This window comes from Roseateles sp. GW821-FHT09H11, from assembly GCF_059415845.1.
Map to the genome: position 1 here is coordinate 254933 of NZ_JBWKOA010000006.1, position 14267 is coordinate 269199.

The 14267-nt window shown below is 68.3% G+C and carries 14 protein-coding genes; 3 read left to right on the plus strand and 11 right to left on the minus strand.

The features are described from left to right. Positions 1 to 436: 436 nt before the first annotated feature. Positions 437 to 1333 carry a hypothetical protein gene (locus tag AC07PR_RS20665; RefSeq protein ID WP_495136419.1) on the plus strand — a complete coding sequence of 299 codons (897 nt, stop codon included), beginning with the start codon at positions 437 to 439 and terminating at the stop codon, positions 1331 to 1333. Between the two features lie 183 nt (positions 1334 to 1516). Here AC07PR_RS20665 and icd read toward each other — a convergent pair whose 3' ends face one another. From icd to hemN, 3 genes are all read right to left on the minus strand, one after another. Beyond that, on the minus strand, positions 1517 to 2770 hold the full coding sequence (gene icd, locus AC07PR_RS20670; RefSeq protein ID WP_279759129.1) for an NADP-dependent isocitrate dehydrogenase: 1254 nt from the start codon (positions 2768 to 2770) through the stop codon (positions 1517 to 1519). A gap of 109 nt (positions 2771 to 2879) precedes the next feature. Then, positions 2880 to 3602, minus strand: a complete 723-nt coding sequence (locus tag AC07PR_RS20675) for a sulfite exporter TauE/SafE family protein (RefSeq protein ID WP_495136420.1) — start codon at positions 3600 to 3602, stop codon at positions 2880 to 2882. A gap of 20 nt (positions 3603 to 3622) precedes the next feature. Then, positions 3623 to 5125, minus strand: coding sequence for an oxygen-independent coproporphyrinogen III oxidase (hemN, locus tag AC07PR_RS20680; RefSeq protein ID WP_495136421.1), 1503 nt, complete (start codon positions 5123 to 5125; stop codon positions 3623 to 3625). A gap of 92 nt (positions 5126 to 5217) precedes the next feature. Here hemN and AC07PR_RS20685 point away from each other — a divergent pair, with 92 nt between their 5' ends. After that, positions 5218 to 6024, plus strand: a complete 807-nt coding sequence (locus tag AC07PR_RS20685) for a cyclic nucleotide-binding domain-containing protein (protein WP_377156438.1) — start codon at positions 5218 to 5220, stop codon at positions 6022 to 6024. Positions 6025 to 6112: 88 nt separating this feature from the next. On the opposite strand, the gene AC07PR_RS20690 is transcribed toward AC07PR_RS20685, so the two are convergent. The 8 genes from AC07PR_RS20690 to AC07PR_RS20725 all read right to left on the minus strand — a co-directional run bounded on the left by AC07PR_RS20690 (position 6113) and on the right by AC07PR_RS20725 (position 13670). Next, the gene (locus AC07PR_RS20690) at positions 6113 to 6385 is read right to left on the minus strand and encodes a hypothetical protein (protein ID WP_377156440.1); all 273 of its coding nucleotides are present in this window, start codon (positions 6383 to 6385) and stop codon (positions 6113 to 6115) included. An 85-nt stretch (positions 6386 to 6470) separates the two neighbouring features. Then, entirely contained in the window at positions 6471 to 7907 is a 1437-nt protein-coding gene (gene ccoG, locus AC07PR_RS20695) for a cytochrome c oxidase accessory protein CcoG (RefSeq protein ID WP_495136422.1), read from the minus strand. Beyond that, positions 7904 to 8806 carry a cytochrome-c oxidase, cbb3-type subunit III gene (gene ccoP / locus AC07PR_RS20700; protein WP_495136423.1) on the minus strand — a complete coding sequence of 301 codons (903 nt, stop codon included), beginning with the start codon at positions 8804 to 8806 and terminating at the stop codon, positions 7904 to 7906. The genes ccoG and ccoP overlap by 4 nt, the downstream gene beginning before the upstream one ends. Then, complete coding sequence (locus AC07PR_RS20705; RefSeq protein ID WP_377156444.1) at positions 8799 to 8972, minus strand: cbb3-type cytochrome oxidase subunit 3; 174 nt, start codon at positions 8970 to 8972, stop codon at positions 8799 to 8801. Before AC07PR_RS20705 ends, ccoP begins: the two co-directional genes overlap by 8 nt. A 12-nt stretch (positions 8973 to 8984) precedes the next feature. Further along, positions 8985 to 9611 (minus strand): cytochrome-c oxidase, cbb3-type subunit II, encoded by a 627-nt coding sequence (ccoO, locus tag AC07PR_RS20710; protein ID WP_495136424.1) that lies wholly within the window; start codon positions 9609 to 9611, stop codon positions 8985 to 8987. Positions 9612 to 9632: 21 nt separating this feature from the next. Further along, positions 9633 to 11105, minus strand: coding sequence for a cytochrome-c oxidase, cbb3-type subunit I (gene ccoN / locus AC07PR_RS20715; RefSeq protein ID WP_495136425.1), 1473 nt, complete (start codon positions 11103 to 11105; stop codon positions 9633 to 9635). A gap of 76 nt (positions 11106 to 11181) precedes the next feature. After that, positions 11182 to 11328: a cbb3-type cytochrome oxidase assembly protein CcoS gene (ccoS, locus tag AC07PR_RS20720; protein ID WP_067269376.1), complete on the minus strand. Its 147-nt coding sequence runs from the start codon at positions 11326 to 11328 to the stop codon at positions 11182 to 11184. Between the two features lie 14 nt (positions 11329 to 11342). Beyond that, positions 11343 to 13670 (minus strand): heavy metal translocating P-type ATPase, encoded by a 2328-nt coding sequence (locus AC07PR_RS20725; RefSeq protein WP_495136426.1) that lies wholly within the window; start codon positions 13668 to 13670, stop codon positions 11343 to 11345. 35 nt (positions 13671 to 13705) lie between these two features. On the opposite strand from AC07PR_RS20725, the gene AC07PR_RS20730 reads away from it, so the two are divergent. Then, positions 13706 to 14194, plus strand: coding sequence for a DUF192 domain-containing protein (locus AC07PR_RS20730; RefSeq protein ID WP_483105596.1), 489 nt, complete (start codon positions 13706 to 13708; stop codon positions 14192 to 14194). Positions 14195 to 14267: the final 73 nt, after the last annotated feature.

Here is a 14267-nt window from a genome sequence, read left to right on the forward strand (position 1 = left end):
GATGCCGCGTTCTCGCTGCAGCCCCGCTGGGGCGCCAGGATGTTGGTGCAGGAGCGGTTGATGCGTCCGCACGAACCAAAGATCCAGCCGAATGCTGGATTCGCCTCCTCGTAGCCAGCTTCGCGTGCGCACGACAGTGCGCTCCGAAAGGCCGACACCATGAGGCAAGACCATTTGCCCCGGGGGCACTTCAATGAAGCTTCACAGTGACGCGCCAACGACGAGCCCTCAGATTGGCCAGACTCAGCAATCGAATCCGCTCAATCGCTCGCCATCCGGAGAAGCTGGCGCTGCCCGGCCACCAGGCTCATATGAACTGTCGGGCCTTGCCGCAGCCCCCAGTCGCAAGCCATCCCTGCCGCTGTCCGCCGGCTCGCCCGCGACAAAGCGCCCGGCCGATGACATGGACATGGCGGCGGATCAACCGGCGAAGCGAATGAGACAGAACGCCGTCCTGCCACCCCGCACCGAGCACCTGGCATCAGCCACGACGGCACAGGCATCGCAGATCGGCGCCATCTCATCGCATGCCGCCGGAGCCAGCCAACTCGGCGGAAAGGTGATCGACGTTCCCGGTCTTCCGATGTACTCGCGGGTTCCGACCAAGGGGCAGGCCACGGAGATCGAATCGACAATCAAGGACGCGTTGCAAGGCCAGCACGGGCCTGTCCAAGTGTTCGGCTATCACGTCACCACTCAGGAAAACGCCGACGCGATCCGGAATCAAGGCTTTTCTGCCGATGCAAATCACGGCCTGGGTGGCGGCGTTGCCGGAATGAACATCCACGGATCCGGGCTCTACACGTCCATCCGTCCCGTCGACGACTACGTCAAGCCCGACAAGACCAATGTCATGTACGCCGTGGTGGCACCGCAAGGCGCCGGGTTCAAGGAAGGAACGCGCGGAACAGGAAAGTCGTGGAACGCCGCGAGCAACGCTGCCAGTGCCCACGATGGGGATTTCGTGAATAGCATGAGTGGCGACCGCAAGGTCAACCCAGGCGCCATTTCCAAGGTGGCTCTGGTCCCAGTCGCGACGATTCCCCCCTCGATGCCGCCGGAGCTTCTCGCCATGCAGGCTGGCACTTCGCATAGGCCGGCACCGGCGAAGACAGTGTCTCCCGAACTCCATGACTTCATTTCCGGTGCAGTCGAGAAACATCAGGAGGCCGTGCAGGCCATCCACGACCAGCCGGATCCCGATAAGAAGCTCGACCTGATAGTGGCCCTCAAGAACAAGATCATGGCGGACGGCGGCATGCCTGAAGGCGCCACCAGCCGGCTCCTGATGATGGATCTCAAGCCACGCTATCAGCGGCCGACCGAAAGCTGAGCCACTTTTGCCTGCGGCCGGTCGTCAACACCTGACCCTGGCCGCGCCTGACCCGCTCTGACTCGATCCTGACAAGGGAGAGCGCGTGAGCCCACCGATCATCTCGACATGAAAAAACCCCAGGCGCTTTCGCGCACTGGGGTTTTTGACCGGAGCCCGGCGAAGCCGCCGGGCCTGCAACGATCACATGTTCTCGATCATCACCTGACCGAAGCCCGAGCACGACACCTGCGTCGCGCCGTCCAGCAGGCGGGCGAAGTCGTACGTGACCTTCTTGGACAGGATCGACTTCTCGATCGACGAGATGATCAGGTCGGCCGCTTCCGTCCAGCCCATGTGACGCAGCATCATTTCAGCCGACAGGATCTCGGAACCGGGGTTCACGTAGTCCTTGCCCGCGTACTTCGGCGCCGTGCCGTGGGTGGCTTCGAACATGGCGACGGAGTCGCTCAGGTTCGCGCCCGGGGCGATGCCGATGCCGCCGACTTGAGCCGCCAGCGCGTCGGAGATGTAGTCGCCGTTCAGGTTCAGCGTCGCCACGACCGAGTACTCGGCCGGACGCAGCAGGATCTGCTGCAGGAACGCGTCAGCGATGCTGTCCTTGACCACGATGTCCTTGCCGGTCTTCGGGTTCTTGAACTTGCACCACGGGCCGCCGTCGATCAGCTCGGCGCCGAATTCCTTCTGGGCCAGGGCGTAGGCCCAGTCACGGAAGCCACCTTCGGTGAACTTCATGATGTTGCCCTTGTGGACGATCGTGACGCTCGGCTTGTCGTTGTCGATCGCGTACTGGATGGCCTTGCGGACCAGACGCTCCGTGCCTTCGCGCGACACCGGCTTCACGCCGATGCCCGAGGTCTCCGGGAAGCGGATCTTCTTGACGCCGAATTCCTCTTGCAGGATCTTGATCAGCTTCTTGGCCTTCTCGCTCTCGGCTTCGAATTCGATGCCGGCGTAGATGTCTTCCGAGTTCTCACGGAAGATGACCATGTCCGTCTTGTGCGGTTCCTTGACCGGCGACGGCACGCCTTCGAACCAGCGCACCGGGCGCAGGCACACGTACAGGTCCAGTTCCTGGCGCAGCGCGACGTTCAGCGAGCGGATGCCGCCGCCGACCGGCGTCGTCAGCGGGCCCTTGATCGAGACCACGTAGTCCTTCAGGACCGTCAGCGTCTCTTCGGGCAGCCACACGTCGGGGCCGTAGACCTTCGTCGACTTCTCGCCGGCGTAGATCTCCATCCAGTGGATCTTCTTGGCGCCGCCGTAAGCCTTCGCCACGGCCGCGTCCACCACCTTGATCATCACCGGGGTGATGTCGAAGCCGGTACCGTCACCCTCGATGTAAGGAATGATCGGGTTGTTCGGAACGTTGAGCGAGAAGTCGGCGTTGACCGTGATCTTCTGGCCGCCCTCGGGCACCTTGATGTGCTGGTACATGGAGTCGTCTCCGCGAGTCGCGTGGGTGGTTTGGGGTAAACCGGAAGCGCCGATTCTATGACAGCGAAACTTTCAATCGGCTGATGCCCGGACCATGTCCCTGGGACGGTCAGCCGCAGAACGCGCGGATCTGCGCCCACAGGCCGTGACCGAGCGCCCAGAGCGACCCCGCCGCCAGTATCGCGCCGGACAGACGGGTTGCCATTCGCACACCCGAGCCGCCCGCGGGACCGCCCCGCATCCCCGCGCCGCCCAGGCGGGCCAGCAGCCAGGGACCGGCGAGCAAGCCCGGCGATGAGCCGAGCGCGAAGGCCGCCATCACGCCGGCGCCCTGCCAGGGGCCTTCCGCGAGCGCCGCGACGGTCAGCGCGGCATGCAGCAACCCACAGGGCCAGGCCAGCCAAGCTAGTCCGGCCAGACCGGCGCCGGCCGTGCGTGTCGGAGACAACGCGACGGCGCCTGCGCCGAGCGACGCGACCGGAATCCCGACCGCCGCCGGCGCCCGGGTCGTCCAGAGTCGCAGCACCCACCGCGGCGGCTCCGCGCGCCAGAAGAGGAACGCCCCCATCGCCAGCGCCGCGAGATGCACCATCAGCCACAGCGGCCGCAAGGCCCCGGAGGTCGCCTCCCAACGCAGCAGGCCGCCGACGCTGGCCGCGACCAGGGCCCCGGCTGCCGCGTAGCCCAGCAGCCTCCCCGCCTGGAAGGCGGCCATCCCGCCGCGCCGGCCGCCGGTCACCGCCGCACACGGCGCGACGCACATCGCCGCGCAATGGAGGCTGCCGGCGGCACCCATCACGAGCGCGGTCCCGGCAAGCGCGAGCGACAGCATCCCGTATCCGTCCTTCGACTTCAGAAGATGCGCGAGAAACGCACCGGCGACTCGACCGACGCGCCATCGGCGGCGCTCATCGCATCGGCGGCGCTCATCGGCGTCGTCGCCGAGATCGCCGAGGTCGCGAGCGATGCGCCCGCGGTGCTTCCCGGCCTCAGGTACCGGTCGAACACCATGGCGACCGCCCGAACGAAGAACCATCCCATCGGCGTCACCTGCACCGCGCTCGGCTCGATCGTGACGAGTCCGTCCGCCGCCATCTGGCGCAGACGATCGAGCTCCCCCGCGAAGTACTCGGCCGCGACGATCCCGTGCGAGCGCTCGATCGGCTCGAAGTCGAGCCGGCCCTGGCACATCAGCGCCATGATCGCATCGCGCCGCACGAGGTCGTCCTGGTCGAGGACCAGACCGCGCTCCACCGGTAGCCGGCCCTCGCGCAAGGCCGCGTAGTACTCGGGCAGCGTCTTCACGTTCTGCGCGAACGAGGCGCCCAGCTTCGAGATCGCCGAGACGCCCAGCGCCACGAGGTCGCAGTCCGGCTGCGTGCTGTAGCCCTGGAAGTTGCGATGCAGGCGCCCTTCCCGCTTCGCGGCGGCCAACGGATCGTCCGCGAGCGCGAAGTGGTCCATGCCGATGTAGCTGTAGCCCCGCGCGAGGAAGCCTGCGATCGCGCCGGACAGCATGCGCAGCTTGTCCCCGGGCGGCGGCAGCGCGGCGGGCTCGATGCGCCGCTGCGGCTTGAAGCGGTGCGGCAGGTGCGCGTAGCCGTAGAGCGCGATGCGATCGGGCCGCAGCGTCGCCACCTGTTCGATCGTGCGCGCGAACGAGGTCGGCGTCTGCAGCGGCAGGCCGTGGATCAGATCGACGTTGATCGAGCGGAACCCCAGGTCGCGCGAGGCGCCGATCAACGCGGCAACGCTCTCCAGGCTCTGCTCGCGATGCACGGCGCGCTGCACGTCGGGGTCGAAGTCCTGCACGCCGAAGCTCAGCCGGTTGAAGCCCAACGCGCGCAGATGACGCAGCCGCGCGACGTCGATGGTGCGCGGGTCCACCTCGATCGAGATCTCGGCATCCGCGGCCAGGCGGAAATGGCGGTGCAGCAGCGCCATCAGCATCGACAGCTCGCGATCGGCAAGGAAGGTCGGCGTGCCGCCGCCGAAGTGCAGCTGCGACACCAGCGCGCGATCGCCGAGCCGGCGATGCACCAGGCCCATCTCGACCTCGAGTGCGTCGACGTAGGCCGCCGCACGCTCACGGTGCCGCGTGACCACCTTGTTGCAGGCGCAGTAGTAGCAGACCGACTCGCAGAACGGGATGTGCACGTAGACCGACATCGGCTGCCGCGCCGCGGGGCCGAAGGCGCGCAGCGCCAGCATCTCGCCGTGGCGCTCGGCATCGAGGCCCGCGTGGAAGCGGTCCGCCGTCGGGTACGAGGTGTAGCGCGGTCCCGCGATGTCGAAGCGGCGCAGCAGATCGGCATCGGGGATGCTGCAGTCCCAGGGGGTCGGGTCAGGGCACATGGGCGCCATCCTCACCCTTTGTTGGCAAAGCGTCATTGATTGATGTCATTGCCGGCGTCGATGCCCCGGCAAAGAATCCGCCGCTTCCTCGCATGTCCGACGAACTCATGCCGAGCGCCACCACCTTGCCCGCCCCACCCCCTCCTCCCGCTTCGGCGCCCGCGCCTGCGCGGCCCGTGCTGTCCGCGCCGCCCGACACGACCCGGATCACCTGCGCCACCTGCACGGTGCGGCAGGTCTGCCTGCCGACGGGACTGCCGGCCGCCGACGTCCATCAGCTCGAGCGCATGGTCTCGGACCGCCGGCATGTCACGCGGGGCACAGTGCTGTTCAAGCCCCGCGATCCGTTCGACGCCCTCTACATCGTGCGCACCGGCTTCTTCAAGACCTCGGCCTCGGCGGAGGACGGCCGCGATCAGATCACCGGCTTCCACATGGCCGGAGAGATGCTCGGCCTCGACGGCATCTTCAGCGGCGCCTACGCCAGCCAGGCGGTGGCGCTGGAGGACTCGCACATCTGCGTCGTGCCCTACGGCCGCATCGAGGACATCACCCGCGAAGTCGACCGGCTGCGTCGACAGTTCCACCGCCTGATGAGCCGCGAGATCGTGCGCGACCAGGGCGTGATGATGCTGCTCGGGTCGGTGCGCGCCGAGCAGCGCGTGGCGACCTTCCTGATCAACCTGATGCGGCGGCTGCGGGCGCGCGGCTTCTCGTCGTCGAGCGTCGTCCTGCGGATGACCCGCGATGAGATCGGCAGCTACCTCGGCCTGACGCTGGAGACGGTGAGCCGCACCTTCTCCCGGATGCAGGACGATGGCCTGCTCGAAGTGCGGGCGCGCGAGGTCCGCGTGCTCAAGCCACGACAGCTGCTGCAGCTGGTCCGGCGCACCGCCTAGCGGCGCATCGGCGACGTCGGCGACATCGCCAACGTCAGCCACGGGATCCACGTCATCGACGTCATCGACGTCATCGAGCATGGCGACCTCAGCGCGACTGTCCGCCCGTCGCCGCATGGTTGCGTGCCTTCAGCGCGGGCGTCGTGGCAGGGTCGCTGATCTCGTCCGCAGCGACGCCACTGCGATCGACCGCACTCGTCGAATGCACCACCGGGTCGGGATGCACGATGGCGAGCGTCAGCGTCGCCATCGAGGCCACCACCACGATGCTCGGGCCGCCGACGACCAGCCACATCGTCGGGTGTCGCCACCAAGGACCGCTGGCAGGGAGATCGGCGTCGTTCAAGCGTGTGGGGGTCATATCCGCTCCTGATGAAGAGGCAAAGAGAGAAAGGGGAAAGGGGAAAGGGGAAAGGAAAATGGGGGAAAGGGGAAGGCGGCCGCGCTCATCGCGGCACGACGAAGGTCGATTTCTCGAGCAGCTCGCGCTCCGTGGCATCGACGGGGCCCATCGACGCGCCAGACGGCGCAACCCGTCGGACGGCGAAGTGCATCGGATGCGCGCCGGGACCGAGTTCACGCGCGACCTCAGGCGGCAGACGCAGCGCGACGGTGACCCAGCGCGCCTCCGCGGGCCCGAGCGCCAACTCCCCGGACGGCGAGGCCACGCGAAGGCCATCGATGCCCCGCACATCCACGACGAAGCGCTGCGTCGATTCCGCGGCGTTCATCAGCTGCAGGCGGTAGAGGTTCTCGACCACGCCGTCGTCGACCTCGCGCGCGAGCGTCGCACGATCGCGCACGACGTCGACCTTGAACGGCAGACGGACGGCCAAGCTCCAGACCAGACCGCCCGAGACCAGCACCAGGATCGCGCCGTAGACCAGCACGCGGGGCCGCAGCACGCGACGCCACTGCTGAGCCGCCGTCCAGCGATGGCGCATGCCGTTCTGCGTCGCATAGCGGATCAATCCGCGCTCGTAGCCGAACTTGTCCATCACGTCGTTGCAGACGTCGATGCACGCGGCACAGCCGATGCATTCGTATTGCAGCCCCCGGCGGATGTCGATGCCGGTCGGACAGACGTGGACGCACTGCTGGCAATCGACGCAGGACCCGAGGCCCATGACCGACGGGTCTGCCTTCTTCGAACGCGGGCCGCGCGGATCGCCGCGTGCGGTGTCGTAGCTGATGATCAGCGTGTCGCGGTCGAGCATCGCGCTCTGGAAGCGCGCGTACGGACACATGTACTTGCAGACCTGCTCGCGCAGGTAGCCGGCGTTGCCGTAGGTGGCCAGGCCGTAGAACAGCACCCAGAAGAGCGCCCACCCGCCGAGCGCGAACGCGGCCGCGTTGCCGCCCAGCGTGCGGATCGGCTCGAAGTAGCCCACGAAGGTGAAGCCCGTCCACAGCGCCACCGCCAGCCACGCGGCGTGCTTGCCGCCCTTGCGCAGCAGCTTCTCCAAGGTCCAGCCGGCGCGGTCGAGCCGGATGCGCGCGGCGCGGTCGCCTTCGGTGTGGCGCTCGATCCAGAGGAAGATCTCGGTGTAGACGGTCTGCGGACAGGCGTAGCCGCACCACAGCCGTCCCGCCACCGCCGTGAAGAAGAACAGCCCGAATGCCGACACCACCAGCAGCGCCGTCAGGTAGATGAAGTCCTGCGGGTAGAGGATCAGGTCGAAGATCAGGAAGCGGCGCGCCTCCAGATCGAACAGCACCGCCTGGCGTCCGTTCCACTGCAGCCACGGCAGACCGTAGAACAGCAGTTGCGTGGCCCACACCAGCGCCCAGCGCCACACGGCGAACCAGCCGTGCACCGCGCGGGGGTAGATCTTCGCTTCGGCTTCGTAAAGCGAGACCGCCCGCCGTTCAGGGCCGCTCATGGCCGCTCATGGGACAGGCCCCAGACATACGCGGCGAGGACGCGGATCTGTTCCGGGCTCAGGCGCGAGCCGTGCTCGGGCATGTGGCTGTGCTTGCCGTTGTTGACCATGGCGACGATGGCGGACTCGCCCCACCCGTGCAGCCAGACCTTGTCGGTCAGGTTGGGCGCGCCCAGCGCCTGGTTGCCCTTGCCGTCCATGCCGTGACAGGCCGCGCAGGCGCTGAACTTGGACTTGCCGAGCGCCGCCGCCACCGAGTTGTGCGGACTGCCCGACAGGCTCAGCACGTAGTGCGCGAGGTTGCGCACGTCCTCGCCATTGCCGACCGCCGCGGCCATCGGCGGCATCGTGCCTTCACGCCCCTGCGCGATGGTCTGGACGATCGTGTCGCCGCTGCCGCCGTAGAGCCAGTCGTTGTCGGTCAGGTTGGGAAAGCCCTTCGAGCCCTTGGCATCGGAACCGTGGCACGTCGCGCAGTTGTTGGCGAAGAGCCGTTCGCCGATGGCCTGGGCCTGCGGATCCGCCGCCAGCGACTCGACCGGCTTGCCGTCGAATCTCGAGTAGATCGTGTGCATGGCCGCGCGCGCCTGTGCCTGCTCGGCCTCGTACTGACCGGTGCTGGACCAGCTCAGCGAGCCCGCGTACGCACCAAGGCCCGGATAGAGCGCCAGGTAGAGCCCCGAAAACACCACCGTCAGCACGAACAGCACCATCCACCAGCGCGGCAGCGGGTTGTTGAGCTCGCGGATGTCCTCGTCCCAGACGTGGCCGGTGGAGTTGTCCTCGGCCATCACCTTGCGGCGGCTGGCGATGATCAGCAGCGCCAGGCACAGCACCAGGCCGAGCACGGTCGCCGCGGCGACGAACAGCGACCAGCCGTTTGAAACGAAATCACTCATGACGACCTCCTCGCGGCGCGTCCTCGCCCGTCAGGACGAGCGCGCCCAGGTCTTCGAAACGTTCGCGGTTGTGCCGGGCATAGGCCCAGACGACGATGCCGACGAACACCAGCAGCGACACCACGGTCACCGCCGAGCGCAATGCATTCAGATCCATGTCGGGCATGGGGTCCTCCGATCAGGGCTTGAGCGCGGTGCCCAGCACCTGCAGGTAGGCGACGACCGCGTCCATCTCGGTGTGTCCCTTGACCTCGTCGCCCGCCTGGGCGATCTGTTCGTCGCTGTAGGGCACGCCGACGATCCGCAGCCCGCGCATCTTGGGCGCCAGCTCTTTCGGATCGAGCGCCGCGCCCGCCAGCCAGGCATAGGCGGGCATGTTGGACTCGGGCACCAGGTCGCGCGGGTTGGTCAGGTGCAGGCGGTGCCACTCGTCGCTGTACTTGCCGCCGACACGCGCGAGGTCCGGTCCGGTGCGCTTGCTGCCCCACTGGAAGGGATGGTCGTAGACGAACTCGCCGGCCATCGAGTAGTGGCCGTAGCGCAGCGTCTCCGCGCGCAGCGGCCGGATCATCTGCGAGTGGCAGTTGTAGCAACCCTCGCGGATGTAGACGTCGCGACCGGCAAGCTGCAGCGCCGTGTAGGGCTTGAGGTGTTCGACCGGCTGCGTGGTCGAGCGCTGGAAGAACAGCGGCACGATCTCCACGATGCCGCCGACGATGACCGTCAGCAGCACCAGCACGATCATCAGGAAGTGGCTGGTCTCGATGCGCTCGTGACCGGCGGGGCGGGCATGGGTGTTGGCCATGGCGTGCTCCTGTCGATGCGATCAGGCGGCGGCCGCGAGCGCGGCGCCGGGGATGGGGTGGCGGGCCGGCCGGCCGGCGCGGACCGTCATCACGACGTTCCAGGCCATCAGGCACATGCCGCCCAGGTACAGCAGGCCGCCGAGCAGGCGCACCACGTAGAACGGATAGGTGGCCTTGACGCCTTCGGCGAAGGTCCAGGTGAGCGTGCCGTCCGGGTTCACCGCGCGCCACATCAGGCCCTGCATCACGCCGGCGATCCACATCGCGGCGATGTAGAGCACGATGCCCAGCGTGGCGATCCAGAAGTGCAGCTCGATGGCGCGCTTCGAGTACATGTCGATGCGGCCGTACATGCGCGGGATCAGGTGGTACAGCGCCCCCATCGAGATGAAGCCCACCCAGCCCAGCGCGCCGCTGTGCACGTGGCCGACGGTCCAGTCGGTGTAGTGCGAGAGCGCGTTGACGGTCTTGATCGACATCATCGGTCCCTCGAAGGTCGACATGCCGTAGAACGACAGCGCGACGATCAGGAACTTCAGGATGGGGTCGTCGCGCAGCTTGTGCCACGCGCCGCTCAACGTCATGACGCCGTTGATCATCCCGCCCCAGCTCGGCGCCAGCAGCACCAGCGAGAACAGCATGCCCACGCTCTGCGCCCAGTCGGGCAGCGCGGTGTAATGCAGGTGGTGGGGACCCGCCCACATGTAGGTGAAGATCAGCGCCCAGAAGTGGACGATGGAGAGCCGGTAGCTGTAGACGGGCCGGTTGGCCTGCTTGGGGATGTAGTAGTACATCAGCCCGAGGAAGCCCGCCGTCAGGAAGAAGCCGACCGCGTTGTGGCCGTACCACCACTGCACCATCGCGTCCTGCACGCCGGCATAGGCGGAGTAGCTCTTCGTGAGCGAGACCGGGATCTCCGCGCTGTTGACGATGTGCAGCAGCGCGACGGCGATGATGAAGGCGCCGAAGAACCAGTTGGCGACGTAGATGTGGCGCACGCGCCGCACGCCGATCGTGCCGAAGAAGACGATCGCGTAGGACACCCAGACGACGGCGATCAGCAGGTCGATCGGCCATTCGAGCTCGGCGTATTCCTTGCCGGTCGTCAGGCCCATCGGCAGCGTGATCGCGGCGAGCACGATCACCAGTTGCCAACCCCAGAAGGTGAACCACGCCAGGGCCGGCGCGAAGAGCCGAACATGGCAGGTGCGTTGGACGACGTGGAAAGCCGTGGCCATCAGCACGCAGCCGCCGAAGGCGAAGATCACCGCGTTCGTGTGCAACGGCCTCAGCCGGCCGTAGCTGAGCCAGGGGATGCCGAAGTTCAGTTCCGGCCAGGCGAGCTGCGCGGCGATGATCACACCGACCAGCATCCCCACCACGCCCCACAACACCGCGGCCAGCGAGAACGCGCGGACCACGCCGTCCTCATAACTGGGCGCCTCACCGGCCGTGATGGCGCGTCCTCCCTCCGACCCTGATCTGCTTGCCATGCTGGCTCCTCGAGGCGCTGGCTGCGCCGATGGCAAGGATTGTTCGGCGCCGCTCCGAAGCGCGTGTTGATACGCGTCAAGCTTGCGCGTCGTCCTCGAGGATTCGTTGACCTTCCCGGTCCAGCGACTCGAGTTGACCGTCCTGCACGGCCCAGCCGAACACGGCCAGCACCAGCAGCACGAGCACCACCGACAGCGGGATCAGCAGATAGAGGATGTCCATCGCGACAGCCTCCTTCAGGTGTCGATCGATCGCGGGACGATCACCGCGGACCCCGTCGCATCGCGGCCCAGTCGGGCCGCATTGGCGACGACGAGCAGCGAGCTCGTGGCCATGCCCAGGCCCGCGGCCCACGGCGGCAGCCAGCCGATCAGCGCCATCGGCACGCACACGGCGTTGTAGAGCGCCGACCAGGCCAGGTTCTGGCGCACGACGCGGCGCGTGCGTCGCGCCAGGGTCAGCGCGACGGTGATCGCGTCGAGGCGATCGGCAGTCAGCACCGCGTCGGCGCGCGCTTTCGCGAGGTCGGCGCCCTGCCCCATCGCGATCGATACCTGCGCCCGCGCGAGCACGGGCGCGTCGTTGATGCCGTCGCCGATCATCAGCACACGATGGCCGCGCGACTGCAACGCGATCACGTGCTGGAGCTTGTCCTCCGGCGTGGCGCCGCCGCGCCAACGCGCGATCCCGGCCTGCTTCGCGACGGCTTCGACGCGCGCGGGCGCATCACCCGACAGCAGTTCGACCGTGGCGCCCATGGCCTGCCATCCGGCGATCGCCGCCGTCGCGCCAGCACGCAGGTGTTCATCGACGTGCCAGGCGGCGCGGACGACACCGTGGCAGGCCAGGACGATCTGTGCGTCGAACGGGTCCGGTGTCGGGCCTGGTGTCGGTCCTGATATCTGGCCCGCCTCGACCGCCCAATGCGGCGATCCCAGCCGCCATCGATGTCCGCATGCGTCACGGCCTTCGACACCCCGATTGCTGAACTCTTCGATCGCCCACCCGTCGTCGATCGGGGGGGGCTCGGCGAGCGACGCTGCCAGCGCGCGCGACAGCGGATGATGAGAGGCTGCGGCCAGCACCGCGGCCGCCGTCTTGGCTTCCTCCTCCGCATCAGGATCGGCATCGGCATCGGCATCGGCATTCTCAGCATCGGGCCGCACGCGTCGCAGACAGGGTGCGGGGTCCGTCAGCGTGCCGGTCTTGTCCATCACGATGCGGTCGACGTCGGCGAGCGCCTCGATGGCGTCGAGCCGCGACAGCAGCAGACCGCGCCGCGCCAACGCGCCGGCGGCCGCGACCCAGGCCGCGGGTGCCGCCAGCGACAGGGCGCAGGGGCAGGTCACGATCAGCACCGACACCGCCACCGCGACCGTCCGCGACGGATCGACGAACTGCCAGCCGAGCGCGGCCACGCCGGCGAGCAACAGGACCGCCGCGAGGAACCAGCCCGCGACGCGGTCCGCCGTGCGCAGCATCGCCGGCCGGTCCTGGAACGCCTGCGCCATCAACTGGCGAATGCCTGCCAGACGAGTCTGCTCGCCGACGTGGCGCACGCGCAGCGTGAGCACGCCGGAGAGATTCAGACTGCCGGCGAGCACGGCATCGCCCGGCGCTTTCGCCACCGGGCGCGCCTCGCCGGTCAGCAGCGACTCGTCGGCCGCGCCGTTGCCGGCCTCGACGACCGCATCGGCCGGCACGCGCTGCCCCGCGGCGACGCGCACCCGGTCGCCGACCGCAAGCGCCTCGATCGCCACGCGTTCCGCCGTGCCGTCCGGCCCCAGCCGTTCGACCTCCTCCGGCAGCGCTTCCGTGGCCTGTTCGATCGCCGCCGCCGCGCGATGACGCGCGCGCAGTTCCAGATACCGCGCGCCGAGCAGGAAGGTCACGAACATCGTGATCGAATCGAAGAAGACCTCGTGCCCGAACGGGCCGCCGGGGTCCAGCGTCGCGCCGCTGCCGGCCACGAAGGCGACGGCCAGGCCCAGCGCCACCGGCACGTCCATCCCCAGGCGCCGTCCGCGCAGCTGACCCAGCGCCGCGCGGAAGAACGGTCCTGCGGCCAGGAGCATCACCGGCAGCGTCAGCACCCACTGGCCCCAGCGCAGCAGCGCGGCCTGGTCGGGCTCAAGCTCCCCCGGCGCGGCGACGTAGGACGGCCACGCCAGCATCATCACCTGCATCATCAGGAAGCCGGCGACGAACAGACGCCAGAGCGCCTGGCGAAGCTCGCGCCGCCGCAGGTCGCGCGCCGGCCCGGCGACGTCGGGCACGAAGTCGTAGCCGGCGGGCGCGAGCGACTGCCGCAGCTGCTCGAGCGTCACGAGCGCCGGTCGCCAGTCCAGCACCAGCGTCTGGGTCGACGGCTGGACCTCGGCCGACCGCACGCCCGGCTGCGCGAGCAGGAGGGACTCGACCAGACCTGCGCAGGTCGCGCAATGCAGGCCCGACAAGCGGAACCGGGCGCGCGTCAGCGCTGCGTCGGGACCGGGGCGATTGGCGCGTCCGGCATCGGCGCCCAGGGCACCGGCGGACACCGAGGCGGCTGGGGCGGGCAACATGGCCGCGATAATCCGCCAAACCTTGAGGTGACAACATGCTCAATATCAAACAAGCGGCATCGTCCGTCGTTCTTTCGACCCTCCTGTCGACCGTGTTGTCGATGGCCGCCCTGACGGCGGCCGGTCCGGCGGCGGCCCAGCAGATCCCCCAGACCGGACTGCCGGTGGTCGAACTCGGCGCCGGCATGCACCTGATCCATGCCGAGGTCGCCCGCACCGACGAGCAGCGCGCCATCGGCCTGATGGCCCGCAAGGAGATGGCTCAGAACGCCGGGATGATCTTCATCTTCGAGCAGCCGTCGCAGCAGTGCTTCTGGATGCGCAACACGCTGATCCCGTTGTCGGCCGCCTTCGTCGCCGACGACGGCACCATCGTCAACGTCGTCGAGATGCAGCCGCTGTCCGACACCTCGCACTGCTCGACCAAGCCGGTGCGCTACGTGCTCGAAATGAACAAGGGCTGGTTCGACAAGCGCGGCCTCAAGGCCGGCGCGAAGCTGCGCGGCGGCCCCTGGCCCAAGTGATCGCGCCGCCGGCCTCGAGCGGCGACTCCCGCGGCGTCGGATCCCCTGCGATCCGGACGCTGAAATGACAACG